The following is a 20,856-nucleotide window of genomic DNA, read 5'->3' on the forward strand; positions in this document are numbered from 1 at the left end:
GAACATGTCCGCGCCGATCAGCGGAGTCGCGAGGGTCGGCATCAGCAGGGCCCGGTAGCCCTTGCCAAAGACGCGCTGCTGCACCTGCCGGTGCAGGCGCCCCACCAGCGCTTCGGCTTCTTCCGCCTGCCGCGGACCGATCGGAGCGACCTGATCGAGCACCTCGGCGACATAGGGTGAGAGTTGATCGCGATGCGCGTTCGCCAGATCGAGCACCGTGCCGATCGAGGTCGACATCAGGCCGCGGATATAGACGAACTTCTGATCTTTGCTGAAACCGCAATCGACCTCGTCCACGACGCAGCCGGCCGCCCGCAGGGCGTCAATGCCCTGCTGCATCGCCGCCCGTACCGACGGAATGACCTCGGCGAGCGCGCTACCCCAGTCTACCGCAATGCGCCATCCCTGCAGGTCCGGATAGCGAGCCGGATAGTCGAGCCGCGGCCGGATCGCGGCCATCACCTTTTCGGACGGGCCGACGATCGCGTTCTGCAGGTGCACGAGGTCGTCGAAGCGACGGGCCAGCGGCCCCGATGTCGCGTACGGCACCTCGCCGCTCGCGACCCGCCCGGCCGGCGGTCTGAAGCCATATAGGCCGCATTGCGACGCCGGCAGACGGATAGATCCGCCCATGTCGGAGCCCAGCGCCAGCGTCGCGAAACCTGCGGCCAGCGCCGCAGCCGATCCCGCCGATGATCCACCCGGCGAATAGTCGAGATTCCAAGGATTGCGCGTCGTGCCCCAGGCACGGGTCGACGCGCCGACGAACAGATAGAATTCGGGCACCGTGGTCTGAAACGGCATGACGGCGCCGGTGGCTTCGAGCAGATCGATGATCGCCGCGTTCTCGGTCTCGGGCGGCGCCTCCTTGAAGATCAGCGAGCCCTGGGTGATGCGCCAGCCGGGCCGACCAAACTCGTCCTTGATGGCGACCGTGATGCCTTCGAGCGGCCGCGGATCGCCCCGGCGGTAGCGCCGCTCGGACTCCTCGGCGGCCTTCAGCGCTTCGTCGAAGTGCTGATAGGTGATGCAATTGACCTTGGGGTTGAATGCCTCGATGCGCTTGATCTGCGCCTTCAACAGATCGACCGGCGAAGCCGTCCCCGCCTTGAACATCGCGATGAGATCATCGACCGACGCGTAGCTGAGCGGATCGTTGGATGGCGCTGCTTGCGCGACAGGAGCATCGAGTGCGGAGGCGAGGACTGCGGCACCGACACCCTTGATCACTTCTCGTCTCTGAATCATCGCGGCCTCCCGAATCGCCAGCGAGGCAATTCGTAGCCTGTTAGCCGCCTCGAGTAACTGGCAGGTTTACGGGTGATCGACGATCCATCGACGGAGAATGATAATCACTATCAACTCGCGTGCCCTTTCCTCTCACACGGCGCAGAGCTCCGGCCCGATGGATCCGGACCGGAGCACTTCACTGCTGTCAGGACGCGCGCCGTTCACGCGCGCGAACCGCTGGTCGCGTGGCCGTCGATCGGCTTCAGGTGACCTGCCGCACCGGCACGCCCTCCGCCTCCTCGGCCCTCAGCTCCTCGAGGCTGCGATGACGTGGCTCGATGCCGAGCGCCCACACCGTGATGATCTGCACGACGAGCAGTCCGATCATCATCGCCATCACGCCCGCGACGCCGCGTGCTTCGAACAGCATCACCACCAGGAACGGTGTGACAATCGTCGCGCCGCGACCGAGCGTATTGACGAGGCCGGAGGCACGCAGCCGGACCTCGGTCGGGAAAAGCTCGGGGATGTAAATACCGAACAGCAACGCCACCAGCACGTAGATCGGCACCGTCAGTGCGAAGCCCACGGCAGGCAGGAGCACCGGGTCGGAGATCATCGGATAGATAATGCCGAGGATCACCGCGACCATCGAGGCACCGATAATGGTCGGCTTGCGGCCCCAGCGGTCGGCTGTCAGCGCACCGATGGCGGAGCCGACAGGAGCGCCGAGCGCCATCAGCAGCGAATAGCCGAAAGAGGTGGCTACCGACAGGCCCTGCTTGATGAAGAACACCGGCAGCCAGGTGACGAAGCCGTAGAGCAGCGTGTTAATCGTGATCAGACACACCGCTCCGACGATCATCCGCGACAGCAGCGGCGCGGCGAACAGCGTCGAGAGCGCCGGCGACACCGGCGCCGGCATCGTCGGCTCCGGCGGTGGCAGCGGCCGGCCTTGGGCCGCTTCCTTCTCGATCGCCTGCATCAGGTTTTCGGCCTCCTCGGTACGGCCGACCGCCTCCAGCCAGCGCGGCGATTCCGGCAGAGCCTTGCGCAGGTACCAGACGATCAGCGCGCCGACGCCGCCGAGCACGAACATGGCGCGCCAGCCGAACGTCGGTACCACCACAGAGGCGATCAGCAGCGCAGCCGGAAGTCCGGTCACGACGCAAACCGCGGTGAAGCCGAGCCATTTACCGCGGGTCCGCGCCGGCACGAATTCCGTCATGGTCGAATAGCCGACGACATTCTCGGCGCCGAGGCCGACGCCCATCAGGAAACGGCAAACGATCAGGAAGATCATGTTCGGCGAAAACGCCGCGGCGAGCGACGCCAGGCCGAACAGCAGCAGGTTGAACTGATAGGTGAAGCGGCGGCCGTAGCGATCGCCGAGGAAGCCGGTGGCGAACGAGCCGATCATCATGCCGACGAACGTCGCCGAAATGAACGCAGCGTTCTGCGGCAACGTCGAGAAACCGGATTTCAGCGTGACGCCGAGCACCGTGCCGGCGATGTAGATATCGAAGCCGTCGAAGAACATTCCGATGCCGATCAAGAGCATGATGCGGCGATGGAATGGTCCGATCGGCAGCCGATCGAGACGGCCGCCGGCGTTGACCGAAGTCGACATGTGCGTTTCTCCCTGGTGTTGGTTGATCCGCGGTCGCCTTCTGTGAGCGATTGGCCGCGGCAGTTCGTCTGTCAGTTCAATCGTCGTTGATTGGCCGTGTCGCGGTACCAATCGAACGGTTGCTCCTGGGTCTGGACCATCACGCTCTTGGTATTGAAGTGATCGTCGAAGCTCTCGGTGCCGCATTCGCGGCCGATGCCGGAATCATCGACGCCGCCCCATGGCGAGGCCGGGTCGAGCCGGTGGTGATCGTTGATCCAGACAATGCCGGCTTTGACTGCAGCGGCGACGCGGTGGGCGCGGCCGACGTCGCGGGTGCGGATCGCGGCGGCGAGGCCGAACGGCGAGTCATTTGCGAGCCGCAGCGCATCGGCTTCGTCGGTGAAGGGCGTGACCGAGGTGAAGGGACCGAATACTTCCTCCTGGAAGATGCGCATGTCCGACTTGACGTCGGCAAACACGGTCGGCTCGACGAAGTAACCGCCCTCGTGACCGGCGACTTTTGCAGCGACGCCGCCGGTGACCAGCCGCGCGCCATCTTCGTGGCCGTAACGCGAATAGGTGAGTACGCGATCGCGCTGCCGCGCAGAGATCACCGGGCCGAGTTGCGTCGAAGGATCGAACGGATCGCCGATACGGATGGTGCGGGTCTTGGCCTGCAGCTTCTCGACGAACTCGTCGTAGATCGACGCCTGGACGATGTGCCGCGAGGCGCAGACGCAGGTCTGGCCGGCGCCGATGAAGGCGCCGAACGCCGCGTAGTTGACGGCGCGATCGACGTCGAAATCGTCGAACACCATTACCGGCGTCTTGCCGCCGAGCTCCATCGTCTGATGCGCGAACACCTTGGCGGCGGCGCTGCCGGCGATGCGACCGGCCTCGGTGCCGCCGGTCAGCACCAGCTTGTTGATGTCGCCGTGCTCGGCCAGCATCTTGCCGGCGCTCTGGCCGAGGCCGAGCACGACGTTGAACACACCGGGCGGCAGGCCGGCGGCGCTGAAGATCTCCGCCAGCTTCAGCGTCGTCAGCGGCGTGTATTCGGACGGCTTGACGACGGTGACGTTGCCGGTCGCCAGAACCACGGCGAGCGACTTGCACAGGATCATCAGCGGATGGTTGAACGGCGTGCAGTTGGCCACGATGCCGATCGGCGTGCGTAGCGTGTAGTTGAGATAGGCGCCCTCGACCGGGATCACCGAGTCGCGGCGGGCCAGCGCGACGCCGGCGAAATAGCGGAAGAAATCCGGCAGTCGCGACAGCTGCGCGCGGGTCTCGTTGACCGGACGACCATTGTTCAGCGTTTCCAGCCGATAAAGCGTATCGAGATTGGCTTCGAAGGCGTCGGCGAGACGGTTCACGAGCCTGGCGCGGGCGCGCGTGTCCATGCCGCCCCATTCCCGGCCCTCGAATGCGGCGCGCGCGCTCTTCATCGCGCGGTCGATGTCGGCGGCGGTCGAATTCGGAATGCGGGCGATGACGTCGCCGGTCGCCGGATTGCGGACGTCGAGCAACTGACCTTCGCCGGCCATGACCTCGCGGCCGTCGACGAAGTTGCCGTGGGTCTCGACTTCGATCGCGGCGGGATTCGACGGAATGTTCATGATCACCTTTCCTCGACGATGATGGCGTTGCGCTTGAGCGCGGGCAGCACGCGCTTCTCGGTTTCGGCGATGTGAGCGCGGATGATCCGCGCCGCGGCGCGCGGCTCGCGGCGCTGCATCGCGTCGATCAGCGCGGCGTGCTCGGCGACGAGCTTGTCCGGGTTGTGCCCCTTGAGATTGGCCAGGCTGACGCGCACCAGCCGATCGGCCTGCGCGATCAGATCGATCAGCGCCATCGCCATGCGACGGTTGCCAGAGGACTCGGCCAATGCGGTGTGGAAGCCACGGTTGTATTCGATGAAGGCCTCGCGATCGCCGCTGAAGCTGCGGAAGGCGTCGAGCGCCTGCAGCACGCTGTCCGGCGCCTGCTCGATCGCCTCGGCAACGCAAGCCGGCTCCAACGCCAGCCGGAAGCGCAGCAGGTCGCGGGCGTCCGACAGCGAGATCGGATTGACCCGATAGCCCTGGCGCGGCTGCACCGAGACCAGGTGTTCGCGTTCGAGCCGCAACAGGGCGTCACGGACTGGCTGCCGGCTGACCGCATAACGCTCGGCCAGCTCCTGCTCGCGCATTTCACCCCCAGGCGCCAAACGGCAATCTAGGATATCAGAGCGGAGCGCACGGTAGACATTTTCGCGAAGAAGCATAGGTTTCTCGGGTATGTAAGTCCCGCATGCTCGCAGTCGTGATATTTCACGTCAAGCGCAAATCGCTTGCCATCGCCTGATTTTGATCTATCCCTGGAGTTCAGCAGCGCCGACCGGCGCAACCAGCGTCAGCACGGAGAAAGCGATGGACAGGCTTTTCGTCGGAGGGACAGTCAATGCCGCCGAGGTCGGGCACGGCCCGGTGCTCGTGTTGTTTCATTCGCTGCTGTCCGACCGCGCCAGCTTTGACGCCATCGTTCCAACTCTCTCGAGGTCGTTTCGCGTGCTCGTGCCAGAGCTGCCGGGTTTCGGTCAGTCGCAGGCTGCCGACGGCGGATTACCCGCGGTCGCGGCGCGGATGGCGGCGTTCATCAAAGAGACCGCTGCCGGCGAACCGGCGATCGTGCTCGGCAACGGCTATGGCAGCTTCGTCGCATTGCAGATGGCGATCCTCGATCCGGCGATCGCCGGCCGTCTAATCCTGGCGGGCTGCGGCGCCGCCTTCTCCGAGCCCGGCCGCGAGGCTTTCCGCAACATGGCACGCGTGTCGGAGGCAAAGGGCATGGCCGCGATCACTGATGTCGCGATGCGCCGGCTGTTCGCGCCGGAATTTCAGGCAGCTAATCCTGTGTTGATGCAGGACCGGCGCGCCGCCTTCCTGCGCACCGACCGCGACGTCTTCAAATCCGCCTGCGAGGCGCTGGCAGGCCTCGATCTTCGCGCCGAGATCAGCGCCGTGAAGGTCCCGATTCTCGTGCTGGTCGGCGAGCACGATGAAGCGACGCCGCCACCGATGGCGATCGAACTCGCCGCCGCCCTGCCCGATGCGCAGCTCGAAATTCTGAAGGGATGCGCTCACGTCCCCCAACTGCAATCGCCGCAGCAATTTCTGGACGCGATCGAGCCGTTCCTCAACGGCGCGAAGCCGCTGCTGAACGAAGTTAGCGCAGCTGAGTAGTCGTTGCGGCGCGGCTGCTGACTAATCAGCCTGTCAGCGCGGAGCAGGAGCCGTTCCGCCGGGCACGCTTTCGATCAGCTTGCCGGTGTAGACGATCGGGCCGGTGGCGACGCCGGTCGGCGAGCCGCCCTCGGGCTCGACGGTGACCGCGTAGGTGGCCTGGCTGACGATTTCCGGATCGTAGCCCTTCAGCGCAGGATTCACGGTGAAGTCGCGGCCGCCGATGACGCCGAGCGAGCGCGGCTTTTGCAGCTTGTCGGAAACGATCCACAGCTCGTAGCTCTTGCCCGGCTCTTGAGCTGCCGAGACGCGGCGCACTGTGAACGTCTTGCTGCCGGCATCCACCGTAAGGATGAAGGCCGGCGCATTGGCATCTCGCTGCAGCAGCGCGACGTATTGGGCCGGCTGTGGCTGGGCCGGCGCTTGCACCTTGACGACGCGCGTGCGAACCGGCGGACGCAGCGGATCGGGCAACGCATCCGGTGAATAGAGTTGCAACCCGAGCACGACCAAGAGCGACGCCGCGATCGCGCCCGACGCCATCGCAACGCGCTGCCAGATGTAAGCGCGCTTGGCGAAGGCGACGACGCGGCGCGACTCCGGGCTGAGTTCGGACGTCGTCGATGCGGGCGCGACCGCCGCATCGTTGGCAGGCGCCGGCGGCGCAAACGGGTCGGTGGCCGCATTCTCCGGCACAACCGGCGGCGGTGCAGCGGGAAGCACGAAGCCGTGCTGCACATCGCTGGCCGCAGCGATCGCCGCCTTGATGCGGTCCCAGACGGCCGGCGACGGCTCGACCAGGCCGACCATCTGATTGAGGGCACCGAGCTTGATGATCCAGGCGTCGACCACGGCTGCGTAGTCCGGATCGGCCTTCATCATGGCCTCGACCTGCGTACGCTCGTCGGCATCAAGTGTGCCGAGTGCGTATTCCGCTGCGAGCGCGATTTGGTCGTCGTCGAAAGCCATCACACCAGTCCCAGGCATCCCCGGATGTCGAGCAAGCTGCGGCGCAGCCAGGTCTTCACCGTATTCACCGGCGCATTGAACTTGGCGCCGAGTTGCTCACGACTCCAACCATTGTAGTAAGCGAGAAGTACCAGCTTCTGCCGTTCGGGCTCGAGCCGGCCGACGCATTCGAGCAGGCGCTTCAGTTCTTCGGTCATCTCGCGGCGCGCCAGCGGGTCCGGCGTCTCCGCAGCGACCTCGTTGGCCTTCGGCTCCTCCTCGATCGAAACTTCGCTGCGCTTGCGCACCACGTCGATCGCCCGGTTGCGCGCGATCGACGTCATCCAGGTGATCGGTGAGGCCACGCCGGGATTGAACTGCCCGGCGCTGTTCCAGATCTTGACGTAGGCCTCCTGGATCACCTCTTCGGCGAGGTCCTGACGTCGCAAGATACGCAGCACAACGCCGAAGAGTTTCGCGCGCGTGGCGGCGTAGAGCCGTTCGAACGCCGCTTGATCGCCCTTGGCAACCGCAGCGATCAGCCACACCAACTCAGCCGACGTCAGCATTCCGCATCCTTCAGAACGGCCCGTCGGGCCGCACAGGTTGGACCGGGGCGAAGCCTCGGTCGCCCGCAGCATATCCCGCGGCGCCGTAATTCACCACGGCAGGCCGCCGGGCTTGTGTGGATACCGCGCACGAAAAAGCCCGGGCGTTGCGCCCGGGCTGCAATCAGTCTCGAACTAAGCCGCTGGTGATCGCTCAGGCCACCGCGCCAGCGCCGATGCGGGCGCGCATCAGGCCGATACTGTCGAGGTCGGCCTGTTCGCGGGCGCTCTCCTCGGCGCGCTCGCGCGCCTGGTCGCGCTCGTCGAGCAGCTCGACCTTCTTCAGCTCGTCATAGGCTTCCGACAGCTGGCTGCGCGCCTCCTCCAGCTGGATACGCAGCTCATCGGCCGAACGGGTGAGGTTCTCGCGTCGCTGGATGGCGGCCTTGGCGTAGGTCGGATAGGCGAAATGCGTCGGATCGGTGATGCCGGCGCGCTCCTGCTCGGTCTGGATTTCTCGTTCCAGTTCGGTCGACATCCGCTGGAAATCCGCGATCATCCCTTCGATCTGAGCGACCCGGCGGCGCCGTTCGTCGACCTGAAATTTTTTCAGGCGGATCAGCGTTTCACGTGACTTCATCGACTCGTACTCCCCAGAAGTCCCCACTCGACGCGGGACTGTGCCGGTCGTCCCACAAGGGGCCAACCCGCAAAACGATTGACGTGCCAAGCATCATGACGTGACAAAGTTAGCGTTCCGTTGCTGCAATGCTCAGGATCTGCTCCAATTGCGCATATCCTGTGCCGAGGCTCGTCGCCTCGTCTTTGCCCTGCCGGAGAAAGTCCTCCAGCGGCTCGTGCAGCTTCATCGCCTCGTCGACCTCGGCGCTCGATCCGGGGCGGTAGGCGCCGAGCCGGATCAGTTCTTCCATGTCGGCGTAGGTCGCCATCACCTGCCGAGCTCGCTTGATGACCGGCAGGTAGGCTGGATCGCACGACCGCGGCATGGTTCGCGACACTGATTTGAGCACGTTGATGGCCGGGTAGCGCCCGCGCTCGGCGATCGCGCGCTCCATCACGATGTGGCCGTCGAGAATGCCGCGCACCGCGTCGGCGACCGGCTCGTTGTGGTCGTCGCCGTCGACCAGCACGGTGAAGATGCCGGTGATGGTGCCGTCGTTCAGGCCGGGCCCGGCGCGCTCCAGCAGCTTGGGCAGTTCGGTGAACACGGTCGGCGTGTAGCCCTTGGCGGTCGGCGGCTCGCCGGCCGACAGCCCGATCTCGCGCTGCGCCATGGCGAAGCGCGTCACCGAGTCCATCAGACACAGCACGTCTTTGCCGTCGTCACGAAAGTACTCGGCGATCGATAGCGTCAGGTAAGCGGCCTGGCGCCGCATCAGCGCCGGCTCGTCCGAGGTCGCGATCACCACCACCGAGCGGGCGAGGCCCTCCTCGCCGAGATCGTCCTGCAGGAACTCCTGCACCTCGCGTCCGCGTTCGCCGATCAGCCCGATCACCGAGACGGCGGCATCGACGTTGCGGGCCAGCATCGACAGCAGGACCGACTTGCCGACGCCGGAGCCGGCGAAGATACCCATGCGTTGGCCGCGGCAGCAGGTGAGAAACGTATTGAGCGCACGAACGCCGAGATCGAGCGGCGCGCCGACGCGCTTACGCGAATGCGCCGGAGGCGGCGAATTGCGGAACGGCATCGGCGACGGCCCTTGCGGCAGCGGCCCTTTGCCATCGATGGGTTCACCGAGCGCATTGACGACGCGGCCGAGCCACGCCGGCGACGGCCGCACCTGCGCGGCCGAATTGGCGATCACGGCGCGGCAGCCGCGGCGCACGCCTTCGAGCCCCGCGAACGGCATCACCACCGCGTTGTTTCCGGAGAAACCGATCACTTCACACGGAATGGCGCGACTGCCGCCGGTCTCCAGCACGAGACGGGCGCCGACGCTCATTGCGTGGATCGGCCCGGCGATCTCCACCATCAGCCCGCGCACGCCCACAACTCGGCCATAAGTGTTGACCGCGTCGATGTCGCCGATCTGCTCGGCCAAGGCCTTCATTGCCGAACCCTTAAGTTTGTCGACGCGGGGCCCTGCCCCTTAACTTCGTGTTTACCCGCATCGTTAATGATTGCGTCACTGTCTTTGGTGGCTGAAGGCGCGCTCGCCCGTCAGAACGAAGGGCTGAGTCGGAAGAGTCGGTTAGCGCCGATTCCTCACCTGGAACTTGAAGAGGTCGGCTTAACAAAAATCTGCATCCACGCAATATCTTAGGGCGATTCGACAAAAATTGCACGAAGACACCTTGCGGACCGGAATCAGGTTTTGTTAACCATATCTTGTCAGGATCCGAATCAGTTGTTCAGAGGCGTTTCCAGTGCCGCAGGTAGTGCGGACGCCTGACGCCCGGAGCGGCGCTTAGAGGGGACTGGCATGCGCGTATTGCTGATTGAAGACGACAGCGCGACTGCGCAGTCGATCGAATTGATGCTCAAATCCGAGAGCTTCAACGTCTACACGACGGATCTCGGTGAAGAAGGCGTCGACCTCGGCAAATTGTACGACTACGACATCATCCTGCTCGATCTGAACCTGCCCGACATGTCCGGGTACGACGTTCTCAAGCAGTTGCGTGTTTCCAAGATCAAGACCCCGATCCTGATCCTGTCCGGCCTCGCCGGCATCGAGGACAAGGTGAAGGGCCTGGGCGTCGGCGCCGACGACTACATGACCAAGCCGTTCCACAAGGACGAGCTGGTCGCCCGCATCCACGCCATCGTCCGCCGTTCCAAGGGCCATGCCCAGTCGGTGATCCAGACCGGCGACCTCGTCGTCAATCTCGACACCAAGACCGTCGAAGTCGGCGGCCAGCGCGTGCATCTGACCGGCAAGGAATATCAGATGCTGGAACTGCTCTCGCTGCGGAAGGGCACCACGCTGACCAAGGAAATGTTCCTGAACCACCTCTACGGTGGGATGGACGAGCCGGAACTCAAGATCATCGACGTCTTCATCTGCAAGCTGCGCAAGAAGCTCGCCAACGCTTCCGACGGCCGCAACTTCATCGAGACGGTCTGGGGCCGCGGCTACGTGCTGCGCGAACCGACCGAAGACGACGTCCGCATCCCGGCCTGATCGTTTCTGCAAGGGCGCTTCGGCGCCGCCTCCCCGAGAGCAACCTGAGCCCCGCCGCAAATGGCGGGGTTTTTGTTTGTGGGGGGTGTCCGGCTTTCGAGCGCGGCCGCACGCACTACCTTCGCACTCGTCATTCCGGGGCGCGAGCGCAGCTCGCGAACCCGGGATCTCGAAGCCGTTTGGACGACGACGCCACTCACGTCGAGATTCCGGGTTCGCTCACTGCGTGAGCGTCCCGGAATGACGAATGTGAGGATGTGCGGAGTTGATAGCCCGTAGATAAGGCCGTAGGGCGGATGAGCCGAAGGCGTCATCCGCCGGAGAGTGGGTGAGGAAATCAGAGGGCAGTTCGGAGGTAGATGGCGGATGGCGCTACGCTTATCCGCCCTACAATCTCTGTACTACAATCTCTCTACTCGCCCCTATCCCACGCGGAGCGCGGGGCGCGTAGCCGACGGCATGCCCGGCACGATCGAAGGCGAGGCGCGCTGTGCGTTCGGCAGATAGACGCCGCGGCGGCTCGGGTGCGGCTTGAAGGTGTCGGTGAGACCGACGACCGTCTCGGCAGCGCCAAGCGTGAGGTAACCGTCCGGCTCGAGCCGCTTGGCAATACGGTCGAGAATGCCGACCTTGGTGGGCTGATCGAAGTAGATCAGCACGTTGCGGCAGAACACGATGTCGAAGGTGCCGAGCTGCGAGAAATCGTGCAGCAGATTGAGCTGACGATACTGCACCATCGCCTTGATCTCGGGGGAGATCTCCCACAGATCGCCGGTCTGCTTGAAGTACTTCACCAGAAGCTGGATCGGCAGGCCGCGCTGCACTTCGAACTGGCTGAACAAGCCAGACTTGGATTTTTCCAGCACGCTCTGCGACAGATCGGTACCGATGATCTCGAACCGCCACCCGGCAGCCGGCGCGCCGAGCTCCTTCAGGCACATCGCGATCGAATAAGGCTCCTGGCCGGTCGACGCAGCCGCGCACCAGATGCGGAGCGAGCGGCGGCCTGCGCGCGCCTGCATCAGCGCCGGCAGCATCTCTTCGCGCAGATGATCGAACGGCAGTTTGTCGCGGAAGAAGAAGGTCTCGTTGGTGGTCATGGCTTCGACCACGTCGCCGGCGGCGCGCTCGTCGCCGGTCTTCATGCGCTGCACCAGCTCGGGAATGCCGGCGAGATCGAGCCGGCGCGCCAACGGCAACAACCGGCTTTCGACCAAATATTGCTTGTCGGCCGACAAATCGAGGCCGGAGCGATCCTTGAGTAGCTTGCGCAGATAATCGTAATCAGCCGGCGTCACGTACGATCTCCCGAGAACAGACGAACCAGTTTCGGCCCGATCTGATCGAGCGGCAGAATGGCGGCGCAAATGCCCGCATTAGCGGCGGCGCCGGGCATGCCCCACACCACGCTGGTCGCTTCGTCCTGGGCGATGACGCTTCCGCCCGCGGCAACGATGTCCTTGCCGCCGCGCATGCCGTCCGAGCCCATGCCGGTCAGCACCACTGCGAGCGTCGCGTTCTGCCAGAACTCGGTAGCGGTCGCGAACAGCGGATCCACCGCCGGCTTGCAGAAGTTGACGGGCGGTCCGTCCTCCAGCGTGATCACCGGGTTGGCGCCCTGGCGCCCCACTTTCATGTGGCGCCCGCCGGGAGCGAGATAGATCTGGCCTGACTTGATCAATTCGCCATCGACACCTTCGTGTACCGGACGTTTGGCGGCGCGCGACAGATGCTCGGCGAGAATGGTCGTAAAGGTCGGCGGCATGTGCTGAGTGATCAGCACCGGGAAGCGATCGATCACCGGCCCGATGGTCGCCACCAGCGACATCAACGCCTGCGGACCGCCGGTCGAGGAGCCGATCAGCAACACGCGCGGCGAGACATGACTGAACGCACGCTTGACCAGTTGCGCGGCCGGAGTGGCATGCGGAGCCGGCGCGATTTCGCGGACCGGGGCCGGTGCGGCCACACTGCCCGGAGACGCCCTGCGGCGCGCCCGGGCGCCGAGGCTGCGGATCTTCTGCAGCAGGTCATGACGGAAAATATCGGCGGCGGACTGTTCGCGCGTCGTCTCGGGCTTCGGAATGTAGTCGGCAGCGCCCAGCGACAGCGCCTTGAGACTGATCTCCGCGTTGCGGCGGGTCAGCGTCGACGCCATGATGATGATGAGGTCGCGCTTCTTGGCGAGCAGTTGCGGCAGCGCGGCGATGCCGTCGAGCTCCGGCATTTCGATATCGAGCACAGCGACGTCGGGACGAACGCGTTCGAGCTGATTGACGGCGTCGAGCCCGGTGCGCAGCGAGGCGACCACGGTGAGATCGGGCTCGGCCTCGATCCAGCGCGAAATCAAGCCACGGATGACGACCGAATCGTCGACGACCATGACGCGCAGTGGCTCGTACTGCGTCGCTCCCGAAACTGGACTACTCGCTACCGCGACACTCATGAACCACCACGCAACACATACTACGAATTCGATCGCCGCGCCTGTCGGCGTCGACGGCAGCTCGGCTCAGATCAAGCCGACTTCCTGAAATTTTGCCGTGACGATGTCTTTGTCGAACGGCTTCATGATGTACTCGTTGGCACCGGCGTGCAGCGCGCGCGCGATGTGAGCGACGTCGTTCTCGGTAGTGCAGAACACCACCTTCGGCGCGTCACCGCCCGGCATGCGGCGCAGGTTGCGCAGGAACTCGTAGCCGTCCATCACCGGCATGTTCCAGTCGAGCAACACGGCATCGGGCAGGCCGTTCTTGCAGGCTTCGAGCGCCTTTTCACCGTCCTCGGCTTCGACGATCTCGAAATCGAGACCTTCGAGAATGCGCCGCGCGACCTTGCGAATAACGCTGGAATCGTCGACCACCAGACAAGTCTTCATCGTTCTGCCTCTGCTTCTTCAGCGCCGGGGCGCGCAGTTTCAAATCAGCCGGAGTTGATTCTGGCCTTACGCGGCCAATCGTTGGTTCGTGGTAATTTCGAGGACTTTGTCGACGTCGAGGACGACCATGAGCTGACCGTCGAGGCGATAGACGCCGTTTGCGAAGGCGGCCATTCGTGGGTCGAGGTTGACGGGGTTGGTCTCGCGGGCGTCGTCGGGGAGGGTGAGGACTTCGCCGATGGTGTCGATGAGGAGGCCGTAGGACTCGCCGCGCAGGTCGACGCCCATCGCCATCGGCGGCTTGTCGGTGTCGGGCTTCTCCAGGCCGAGGCGGGTGCGCATGTCGAGCGCGGTGACGATGCGGCCGCGCAGATTGAGCACGCCGGCGACGTCGTCGGGCGCCAGCGGCACGCGGGTCAGGCGCTCGGGCATGAACACGTCCTGGACCCGGCTGATCGGCAGGCCGAACAGCTGGCCGCCGATCATCGCGGTGGCGAACTGGGTGGTCGAGCCACCGACCGTGTCGAGGCTGCGATTGGCCTTGTTGCTGCCTGCGTCGCTCATGAGAGTTTCTCCGCTCCGCTCATGCGGCCTGCTCCATGGTCTCGGCGACTTCGGCGCCGGTGGTCTGTTCCTTGAGGGCCGCGATCAGGCCCGGACGGTCGAACTTGGCGACGTAGTCGGTGAGGCCGGCCTGGCGGCCGCGCTCGATCGCCGCCGGCGACACTAGGCTGGACAGCGCGATCACCGGCAGCGGCGCCAGCCGCGCGTCGGCGCGGATCGCCTCGGCGAACTCGAAGCCGTTCATCTCCGGCATCTCGATGTCGGTGAGGATGACGTCGAACTGCGCACCGGTGCGCAGGATCGACAGCGCCTCGACCGCCGAGGTCGTGACCCGCACCTTGTAGCCGGCGGCTTTCAGGACCGGGCCCAGCATGTTGCGGAAGAACGCACTGTCGTCGACCAGCAGCACCGAGCGGGCCGTCACCGACTGCTTCATCTCCTTGCGGGCCAGCCAGTCGCTGAACGCCATCGGCAGGAAGTAGGCGACGTCGATCACCTCGGTGGCCTGGCCCTTGATCACCGCCGAGCCCAGGATACCGTCGCGGCTCGAGCCGACCTGGATGTGCAGATGCTCCTCGACGATGTCGACGATCTCGTCGACCACGAGGCCCATACTGCGGTCCTCGTCGGCGAACACCAGAATCGGCTGGGTGCCGCTGCTCTGGACCGCAACGCCCTCCATCAGCACCAGCGGCATCAGGTGGTCGCGGTACTGCACCATGTAGCGGCCGTTGGAGAGTTCGATCTTGTCGGTGGCGATCTCTTCGAGGCGCGTGACCAGCGACAGCGGCACCGCCTTGGGCTGCGCCGAGCCGGCGCGGAACACCAAGAGCGAGGTGAGCTGTTCGGTCGAGGCCGCGCGGGTCGCGGCGTTCTGCTCCGACAGATCGTGCTGCGAGGCCACCTGGGTGCCGAGCGCCTGGGCGATGCCGTTGGGATCGACGATCATGATCACGGCGCCGTCGCCGAGGATCGTGTTGCCCGAGAACATGCCGATGTGCCGCAGCTTGGTGGACATCGGCTTGACGACGATTTCTTCGGTGTGGAACACGCCGTCGACCACGATGCCGAAGGTCTGGCTGCCGACCTGAGTGACGACGATGAAGCCGTTCTCCGGCTCGCTCACCGAGCCGTCGTCGATGTGCAGCAGCTTCTTCAGATGCATCAGCGGCAGCAGCTTGTCGCGCAACCTGAGAACGGGCGTGTCCTTGATGCGCTCGATGCGGTGCTCGGAGTTGGCGCGCGCCCGCACCAGCTCGACCACGGCGAGCTGCGGGATGGCGAAGCGGTCGCCGCCGGCCTCGACGATCAGGGCCGACACGATCGCCAGCGTCAGCGGGATCTTGATGGTGACGGACGAGCCTTCGCCGGCCACCGACTTGATCTCGATGGTGCCGCCGATCTGGTCGATATTGGTGCGCACCACGTCCATGCCGACGCCGCGGCCGGACACCGAGGTGATGGCGGCGGCGGTCGAGAAGCCCGGCGCGAAGATGAACTTGTGGATCTGCGCCTCGGTCATCTTCTCGAGCTCGGCCTCGGTGGCGAGCCCGTTGGCCAAGGCCTTGGCCTTGATCTTCTCGGTGTCGAGGCCGCGGCCGTTGTCGGCGATGCAGATGACGATGTGGCCGCCCTCGTGATAGGCGGACAGGCGGATGGTGCCCTGCTCGGGCTTGCCGGCGGCGGCGCGCTCGGCCGGCTTCTCCAGGCCATGGTCGGCGGAGTTGCGGACCATGTGGGTGAGCGGGTCCTTGATCAGGTCGAGCACCTGGCGGTCGAGCTCGGTGTCGGCGCCGTGCATCTCCAGCTCGATCTGCTTGCCGAGTTCGCCGGCCAGATCGCGCACGATGCGCGGCAGCTTCTGCCAGGCGTTGCCGATCGGCTGCATGCGGGTCTTCATCACCCCGTCCTGCAGCTCGGCCGTCACGGTAGAGAGCCGCTGCAGCGGCACCTTGAACTCGTTGTCCTCGTGGCGGCGGCTGATCTCGAGCAGCTGGTTACGGGTCAGCACCAGCTCGGACACCATGGTCATCAGGTGTTCGAGGGTGTCGACATTGACCCGGATCGACTGATTGGCGACGCCGCCTGCGGCCGCACCCTCGGCCGGCGCCTCGTCGGTGGCCTTCTTGGCGGCCGGCTTGGCGGCAGCTTTGGCCTCGGCCTTTGCTTCAGCCTTGACCGCAGGCTTGGCTTCGGCGACCGGCTCGGCGGCAGGCTGCAGCGGCGGGCTCGGCACTTCGATGGCGGTCTCCTGGAAGGCGCGCTCGAGTTCGTCCAGCGACACTTCGCCCGGACGCAGCGGCCGCTCCAGCGTCTGCGGCACCAGCGTGCCCTCGGCCTTGTCCTCGCCCGCCTTGTCGTTGCTGTTCGACGCTACCGGCGGCTCGGCCGGCACCTCGGCCACAGAAGGCGCGCTGGCGCCGAGCTCCGCGGCGATCTCCTCGGGCGTTCGCATCGACAAGCGCTCCAGCTCGCCGATCAGGTCACGGTCCTCGCCCTCGGGCTCAGCCTCGGTCGCCTCCAGCCCGCCCAGAATGTCCTTGATCCGGTCGATCGTGGTCAGGATCAGCGTCACCGCCTCACCCGTCACCGGCATGCCGTCGCGGAATTTGCCCATCAGCGTCTCGGCGGCATGCGCCAGCGCTTCCAGACGGGGCAGCCCTAAGAACCCGCACGTCCCCTTGATCGTGTGAACAAGCCGGAAAACATTGTCCAAAATCTTCGCGTTGTTCGGCTCCTGCTCGAACCGGACCAACTGGTTATCAACCGTGTCCAGGCTCTCGAAAGTCTCCGTCAAAAACTCGCGCAGAAGATCGTCCATGGGCAGTCGCCTTCACCACGTCGGCGCAACGGGTCGCGCCTGGAACACATGGGGCCACTGTCTGCGGAAAGCGTTTAATATTGGTTGAGTATCGTCGACGGCCGGCGCGGACGGCCAAATAGTTGCCATCCTCGCAATAGCACGAGGCCTATTTTAGCCGATTTTGCGCCGCCCGGTTGCGATCAGCTCGCAGCGACAACCATCGTATCGGCGTCCGGCGCCAAGCTCACAGTAAGGCCGCAGGCCTGAGCGAGCAGCCGCGTGTAGTAGGGCTGGACGGCATGGGAGTCGATCGGCCCGGCATGTGCGGCGCTGAGCAGATCGGCGATATTCTGCGGCATTCTGGCATTCAAACCGGCAGCAACGACGCGGAAGCTCAGGCTCTCGCCCTCGCCGATTGGATCGATGGTAAGCGTGCCGCCACGCGGAATCGTCTGCTGAGCGATGATCAGCATGTTGAGCAGCAGCTTGACCCTGTTCTTCGGCAGTAACAGCCGAGGCAGATTCCAGACGATTTTAGTCTTGTCGTCTTCGAGATGGCCGCGCGCCATGTTCTGAGCGTCGCCGAGATCGATTTGAGCACCCGCCGAGCCGGCGGCGCCGAACGCCAGCCGGCAGAATTGCAGCCGCGCCGAAGCGGTCTTGGCGCTCTTGCGGATCAGATCGAGGGCGAATTCGCGGTCGTCCGGCTTGTTGCTGTCGTCCAGCACTTCGAGGCCATTGACGATGGCGCCGACCGGGCTGATCAGATCGTGGCACACGCGCGAGCACAGCAGCGCCGCCAGTTCGAGGGCGTCGGGGGCCGGGGCCTGATCGGGAGTGGTGCCGGTCATGTGTTGGTTCCTCAAGGGGCACGGCCGCGTCGAGGGCGAATCGGCTCTGCTCGAGGCTTGATACACCGCGGCGGATTGTGCTGCCAAACATAACGGCGGCTAATGCACGCCTTGGCCTGGGACCGGAAGGAAGAAGATCGATGCGTCAGGCGTACGAAACCAGCGAGGCCATGACGCTGGAGCAGGCCGTCGCCCTGCTGGCCCCGCTGACCGAACTGGTGCAGCGCGCCGGCGCAGCCATTCTGGCGACCGGGTCTCCGCAGGTGACGCACAAGCCCGACGGCTCGCCGGTGACCACCGCCGACCTCGCCGCCGACCGCATCATCGCCGAGGGGCTGGCGCGGCTGCGGCCGGAGATCGCCGTGCTGTCGGAGGAGAGCTGCGCCAGCGGCCGGCCGACCACCGGAAGCTTCTTCCTGGTCGATCCGCTCGACGGCACCAAGGAGTATCTCGCCGGCCACGACGAGTTCACCGTGAACATCGCGCTGGTCAGCGACGGCGTCCCGCTGCTCGGCGTCGTCGGCGCGCCGGCGCTCGGTCAATTGTGGCGCGGCGCGGTCGGGCATGGCGCCGAGCGGCTGGGGTCCGATGGCCGGGCCGGACCGATCCATACGCGGCCGCTACCGCCGGCTGGCCAGCCGTGGATCGCCGCAGTCAGCCGCTCGCACCCCGATGCCGGCACCAACGCCTTTATCGACGCGCGGCCCGGCGCGGTGCGGCAGGCGATCGGCTCGGCCTTGAAGTTCTGCCGGATCGCAGAGGGCAGCGCCGACATCTATCCGCGGCTGGCGCCGATCTGCGAATGGGATATCGCCGCCGGCGCCGCAGTGGTGATGGCCGCGGGCGGACGGCTGACCGACAGCGCCGGCCGGCCGCTCCGCTTCGACGCGCCACGCGAAAACTTCATCGTTCCCGACTTTATCGCCTGGGGAGATCCGAACGCGGCCTGATGCTACTCGGCCAGCGTCTGCTGCAGCTTCGGCCATGCGGCTTTTGCCCGTTCGATATAGCGCTCGGGGTCGGACGCGAAAGCCGTGCGGGTCTCATCGCGATCGAACAGGTACAGCCGCTGCCCGACCACGATCCACACCAGCGCATTTCCCGCCAGCGGCACGCCGCGCGCCACCGCGACCGGATCGTAGCCGCCGAATTGCGGCGCATAGACATCGGGCCGCTCGGCAAAGAAGCTGCGATTGCTGGCGTTGCAGAACCGCCAAACCACACCCTCGAGGGTGAGCTCGAATTCGGGGTCTCCCGGCCGCGGCTCATGATCGGTGAAATAGGCAACGGGATCGAAACCGGAAACGGCAAGGCCGGTGCTACGATCGACCACGACGCGTTGCGTCGTCGCGGCCTCGACCCGGCAGAACGTCCCGAGGGACAGCGCCAACGCGGTCGCAAACAAGGCCGATCCGAGGCGAAAGCGGTAACTTTCCTGCCGTTGTGCGGTCATAGTTGAACCCGATAACATGCCGAGTCGGGGACGGTGGTGGCAGCCTAGCGAATGCAGGTCAGCATCCGGTTAAGGCGCCGCGCCGGGGATGGATACCCAGGGGTGACTTCATGAGATTTGCATCGCGTCTCGCAGCGCTGGCATTCGTCGCGCTCGCGGCCATGGCCGCGCCCGCTTCTGCGCAGGAGCAGCAGCGATTGCCGCCGCGTGCACCGGCGAGCGCCAACACCTACGCGCCAGATGAGCTGGTCGGCGCCGGCCATCGCTTCTTCGGCAACGTCTCGCGCGGGCTCGCCTCGGTGATCGAACGCGCGGTCAGCCAGTGGGGCCTGCCCAATGGCTACATCCTCGGCGAGGAAGGCTCGGGCGCCTTCGTGGCCGGGCTGCGCTACGGCGAGGGCACGCTCTATACCAAGAACGCCGGCGACCTGAAGGTTTACTGGCAGGGTCCCTCGGTCGGTTTCGACTGGGGCGGCAACGGCGCCCGGACCATGACGCTGGTCTATAACCTGCCCGCCACCAACGCGATCTATCAGCGTTTCGGGGGGATCGACGGCTCGGCCTATGTGGTCGGCGGCTTCGGCATGACGGCGCTGACCGCCAACAATATCGTGCTGGTGCCGATCCAGTCCGGCATTGGCCTGCGGCTCGGCGCCAATATCGGCTATCTGAAGTTCACCCCGAACGCGACCTGGAATCCGTTCTGATCCGTTCCGGCGGGGCCTGGACGGGCCCCGATTCACGTTAACGCGGCAACGCTCTGGCGTTGCAGCGGTCGGCCATGGCATCGTGCTCTCGACGATGTCAGCCGGCCGCGAGTCTGTCCGGCTTCCACCATTGCAGCATTTGACGCCGGTCGCCGGCGGTCGGCCTTAAGGTCGCCCTGCGCGCCGCTTCTCGTGGACGGGAGACTTCCATGGTCGAGCAGATCATGTATCTGGCGATCGGCTTTCTGGTGGCGATGCTGCTGGCGCTGATGATCGCGCCGCTGGTGCACAACCGCGCGGTGCGGCTCACTACCAAGCGGCTGGAAGCCGCGACGCCGCTGTCGATGGCGGAGATCCAGGCCGACAAGGACCAGCTGCGCGCCGACTTCGCCATGTCGGCCCGGCGGCTGGAAATGAGCGTCGACCAGCTCAAGAACAAGACCGCCAGCCAGTTCGCCGAGCTCGGCAAGAAGACCGACGCCATCAACAAGATGAAGGCCGAGCTCGCCGAGAAGAACGAGGCGATCCTCGCCTGCGTCAGCGGCTTCATATAGGGCGCGACCAGCGCGATCTTCTTGGCGCCGATCGCCTTGATGCCGTCGACCAGCGCGCCGGCGGAGCTGACGACGGGAGCGGGGTGGCCATTGTCCGCCGCGACGCCGGCGACCGACTGGCTGCGGACGACGATCGGCTGGCGCGGCGATTACTACGCCGCCAACGTGGATTCGCTCTACAACGCCGCTAATTCGGGGCGTGTCGACGCGTCGCTCGGCAGCCCAAAATTCAGGATGGTGCTGGGTCCGTTCAACAAGACCGAGTTCTTCGTCGGCGCCGGCTACGGTATGCATTCCAACGATGCGCGCGGGGCAACGACGGTCGAAGATCCCAG

The 20,856-nt window shown here is 65.4% G+C and carries 19 protein-coding genes and 3 pseudogenes; 6 read left to right on the top strand and 16 right to left on the bottom strand.

Translation table 11 applies throughout. The features are described from left to right. The 4 genes from I5M_RS06200 to I5M_RS06215 form a co-directional block, all read right to left on the bottom strand. The coding region (locus I5M_RS06200) for an amidase (protein WP_022720602.1) at positions 1–1,248 on the bottom strand (1,248 nt) is incomplete at its 3' end. A gap of 244 nt (positions 1,249–1,492) precedes the next feature. Then, entirely contained in the window at positions 1,493–2,860 is a 1,368-nt protein-coding gene (locus I5M_RS06205; RefSeq protein WP_022720603.1) for an MFS transporter, read from the bottom strand. 71 nt (positions 2,861–2,931) lie between these two features. Beyond that, positions 2,932–4,461 carry an aldehyde dehydrogenase gene (locus I5M_RS06210; protein WP_022720604.1) on the bottom strand — a complete coding sequence of 510 codons (1,530 nt, stop codon included), beginning with the start codon at positions 4,459–4,461 and terminating at the stop codon, positions 2,932–2,934. Positions 4,462–4,463: 2 nt separating this feature from the next. After that, positions 4,464–5,108 (bottom strand): GntR family transcriptional regulator, encoded by a 645-nt coding sequence (locus tag I5M_RS06215; RefSeq protein ID WP_031335586.1) that lies wholly within the window; start codon positions 5,106–5,108, stop codon positions 4,464–4,466. A 145-nt stretch (positions 5,109–5,253) separates the two neighbouring features. Between I5M_RS06215 and I5M_RS06220 the strand changes: the two genes are divergently transcribed. Continuing rightward, entirely contained in the window at positions 5,254–6,066 is an 813-nt protein-coding gene (locus I5M_RS06220) for an alpha/beta fold hydrolase (protein WP_051048674.1), read from the top strand. A gap of 33 nt (positions 6,067–6,099) precedes the next feature. On the opposite strand, the gene I5M_RS06225 is transcribed toward I5M_RS06220, so the two are convergent. The 4 genes from I5M_RS06225 to fliI form a co-directional block, all read right to left on the bottom strand. After that, complete coding sequence (locus I5M_RS06225; RefSeq protein WP_022720606.1) at positions 6,100–7,035, bottom strand: anti-sigma factor domain-containing protein; 936 nt, start codon at positions 7,033–7,035, stop codon at positions 6,100–6,102. After that, positions 7,035–7,583, bottom strand: coding sequence for a sigma-70 family RNA polymerase sigma factor (locus tag I5M_RS06230; protein ID WP_022720607.1), 549 nt, complete (start codon positions 7,581–7,583; stop codon positions 7,035–7,037). The genes I5M_RS06225 and I5M_RS06230 overlap by 1 nt, the downstream gene beginning before the upstream one ends. Positions 7,584–7,776: 193 nt before the next feature. Next, on the bottom strand, positions 7,777–8,202 hold the full coding sequence (fliJ, locus tag I5M_RS06235) for a flagellar export protein FliJ (protein ID WP_022720608.1): 426 nt from the start codon (positions 8,200–8,202) through the stop codon (positions 7,777–7,779). Positions 8,203–8,311: 109 nt separating this feature from the next. Further along, positions 8,312–9,637, bottom strand: coding sequence for a flagellar protein export ATPase FliI (gene fliI, locus I5M_RS06240; protein ID WP_022720609.1), 1,326 nt, complete (start codon positions 9,635–9,637; stop codon positions 8,312–8,314). A 372-nt stretch (positions 9,638–10,009) separates the two neighbouring features. Between fliI and ctrA the strand changes: the two genes are divergently transcribed. Beyond that, positions 10,010–10,711: a response regulator transcription factor CtrA gene (gene ctrA, locus I5M_RS06245; protein ID WP_011442789.1), complete on the top strand. Its 702-nt coding sequence runs from the start codon at positions 10,010–10,012 to the stop codon at positions 10,709–10,711. Between the two features lie 422 nt (positions 10,712–11,133). Here the strand turns inward: ctrA and I5M_RS06250 are convergent, their stop codons facing one another. From I5M_RS06250 to chpT, 6 genes are all read right to left on the bottom strand, one after another. Continuing rightward, entirely contained in the window at positions 11,134–12,009 is an 876-nt protein-coding gene (locus I5M_RS06250) for a protein-glutamate O-methyltransferase CheR (RefSeq protein WP_022720610.1), read from the bottom strand. Next, on the bottom strand, positions 12,006–13,157 hold the full coding sequence (locus tag I5M_RS06255; protein ID WP_031335590.1) for a chemotaxis response regulator protein-glutamate methylesterase: 1,152 nt from the start codon (positions 13,155–13,157) through the stop codon (positions 12,006–12,008). The genes I5M_RS06250 and I5M_RS06255 overlap by 4 nt, the downstream gene beginning before the upstream one ends. A gap of 66 nt (positions 13,158–13,223) precedes the next feature. Further along, positions 13,224–13,589: a PleD family two-component system response regulator gene (locus tag I5M_RS06260; RefSeq protein ID WP_022720612.1), complete on the bottom strand. Its 366-nt coding sequence runs from the start codon at positions 13,587–13,589 to the stop codon at positions 13,224–13,226. A 66-nt stretch (positions 13,590–13,655) separates the two neighbouring features. Further along, positions 13,656–14,153: a chemotaxis protein CheW gene (locus I5M_RS06265; protein WP_022720613.1), complete on the bottom strand. Its 498-nt coding sequence runs from the start codon at positions 14,151–14,153 to the stop codon at positions 13,656–13,658. A 19-nt stretch (positions 14,154–14,172) separates the two neighbouring features. Further along, positions 14,173–16,974, bottom strand: a complete 2,802-nt coding sequence (locus tag I5M_RS06270; protein WP_022720614.1) for a chemotaxis protein CheW — start codon at positions 16,972–16,974, stop codon at positions 14,173–14,175. Between the two features lie 182 nt (positions 16,975–17,156). Then, positions 17,157–17,807: a histidine phosphotransferase ChpT gene (gene chpT / locus I5M_RS06275; RefSeq protein WP_022720615.1), complete on the bottom strand. Its 651-nt coding sequence runs from the start codon at positions 17,805–17,807 to the stop codon at positions 17,157–17,159. A 140-nt stretch (positions 17,808–17,947) separates the two neighbouring features. Between chpT and I5M_RS06280 the strand changes: the two genes are divergently transcribed. Next, the gene (locus tag I5M_RS06280) at positions 17,948–18,757 is read left to right on the top strand and encodes a 3'(2'),5'-bisphosphate nucleotidase CysQ (RefSeq protein WP_022720616.1); all 810 of its coding nucleotides are present in this window, start codon (positions 17,948–17,950) and stop codon (positions 18,755–18,757) included. A 2-nt stretch (positions 18,758–18,759) separates the two neighbouring features. Here I5M_RS06280 and I5M_RS06285 read toward each other — a convergent pair whose 3' ends face one another. Next, positions 18,760–19,260, bottom strand: coding sequence for a YHS domain-containing (seleno)protein (locus I5M_RS06285; RefSeq protein WP_022720617.1), 501 nt, complete (start codon positions 19,258–19,260; stop codon positions 18,760–18,762). Positions 19,261–19,370: 110 nt separating this feature from the next. Here I5M_RS06285 and I5M_RS06290 point away from each other — a divergent pair, with 110 nt between their 5' ends. Continuing rightward, entirely contained in the window at positions 19,371–19,967 is a 597-nt protein-coding gene (locus I5M_RS06290) for a DUF1134 domain-containing protein (protein WP_031335592.1), read from the top strand. 209 nt (positions 19,968–20,176) lie between these two features. Beyond that, positions 20,177–20,500: pseudogene (locus tag I5M_RS06295) on the top strand (hypothetical protein); the annotation flags it as partial. On the opposite strand, the pseudogene I5M_RS32060 reads toward I5M_RS06295, so the two are convergent. Beyond that, positions 20,500–20,616: pseudogene (locus tag I5M_RS32060) on the bottom strand (Asp/Glu racemase); the annotation flags it as partial. The pseudogenes I5M_RS06295 and I5M_RS32060 overlap by 1 nt on opposite strands. 16 nt (positions 20,617–20,632) lie before the next feature. On the opposite strand from I5M_RS32060, the pseudogene I5M_RS06300 reads away from it, so the two are divergent. Beyond that, a pseudogene (locus tag I5M_RS06300) lies at positions 20,633–20,856 on the top strand (TonB-dependent receptor); the annotation flags it as partial.

The sequence above is a fragment of the Rhodopseudomonas sp. B29 genome, from assembly GCF_000333455.1.
In the GTDB taxonomy this organism is placed as follows: Bacteria; Pseudomonadota; Alphaproteobacteria; order Rhizobiales; family Xanthobacteraceae; genus Rhodopseudomonas.

Bases quoted from the DNA above. Each gene is read 5' to 3' on its own strand.
- I5M_RS06205 (WP_022720603.1), bottom strand. From the start codon at position 2,860: ATGTCGACTTCGGTCAACGCCGGCGGCCGTCTCGATCGGCTGCCGATC.
- I5M_RS06210 (WP_022720604.1), bottom strand. From the start codon at position 4,461: ATGAACATTCCGTCGAATCCCGCCGCGATCGAAGTCGAGACCCACGGC.
- I5M_RS06215 (WP_031335586.1), bottom strand. From the start codon at position 5,108: ATGCTTCTTCGCGAAAATGTCTACCGTGCGCTCCGCTCTGATATCCTA.
- I5M_RS06220 (WP_051048674.1), top strand. From the start codon at position 5,254: ATGGACAGGCTTTTCGTCGGAGGGACAGTCAATGCCGCCGAGGTCGGG.
- I5M_RS06225 (WP_022720606.1), bottom strand. From the start codon at position 7,035: ATGGCTTTCGACGACGACCAAATCGCGCTCGCAGCGGAATACGCACTC.
- I5M_RS06230 (WP_022720607.1), bottom strand. From the start codon at position 7,583: ATGCTGACGTCGGCTGAGTTGGTGTGGCTGATCGCTGCGGTTGCCAAG.
- fliJ (WP_022720608.1), bottom strand. From the start codon at position 8,202: ATGAAGTCACGTGAAACGCTGATCCGCCTGAAAAAATTTCAGGTCGAC.
- fliI (WP_022720609.1), bottom strand. From the start codon at position 9,637: ATGAAGGCCTTGGCCGAGCAGATCGGCGACATCGACGCGGTCAACACT.
- ctrA (WP_011442789.1), top strand. From the start codon at position 10,010: ATGCGCGTATTGCTGATTGAAGACGACAGCGCGACTGCGCAGTCGATC.
- I5M_RS06255 (WP_031335590.1), bottom strand. From the start codon at position 13,157: ATGAGTGTCGCGGTAGCGAGTAGTCCAGTTTCGGGAGCGACGCAGTAC.
- I5M_RS06260 (WP_022720612.1), bottom strand. From the start codon at position 13,589: ATGAAGACTTGTCTGGTGGTCGACGATTCCAGCGTTATTCGCAAGGTC.
- I5M_RS06265 (WP_022720613.1), bottom strand. From the start codon at position 14,153: ATGAGCGACGCAGGCAGCAACAAGGCCAATCGCAGCCTCGACACGGTC.
- I5M_RS06270 (WP_022720614.1), bottom strand. From the start codon at position 16,974: ATGGACGATCTTCTGCGCGAGTTTTTGACGGAGACTTTCGAGAGCCTG.
- chpT (WP_022720615.1), bottom strand. From the start codon at position 17,807: ATGACCGGCACCACTCCCGATCAGGCCCCGGCCCCCGACGCCCTCGAA.
- I5M_RS06280 (WP_022720616.1), top strand. From the start codon at position 17,948: ATGCGTCAGGCGTACGAAACCAGCGAGGCCATGACGCTGGAGCAGGCC.
- I5M_RS06285 (WP_022720617.1), bottom strand. From the start codon at position 19,260: ATGACCGCACAACGGCAGGAAAGTTACCGCTTTCGCCTCGGATCGGCC.
- I5M_RS06290 (WP_031335592.1), top strand. From the start codon at position 19,371: ATGAGATTTGCATCGCGTCTCGCAGCGCTGGCATTCGTCGCGCTCGCG.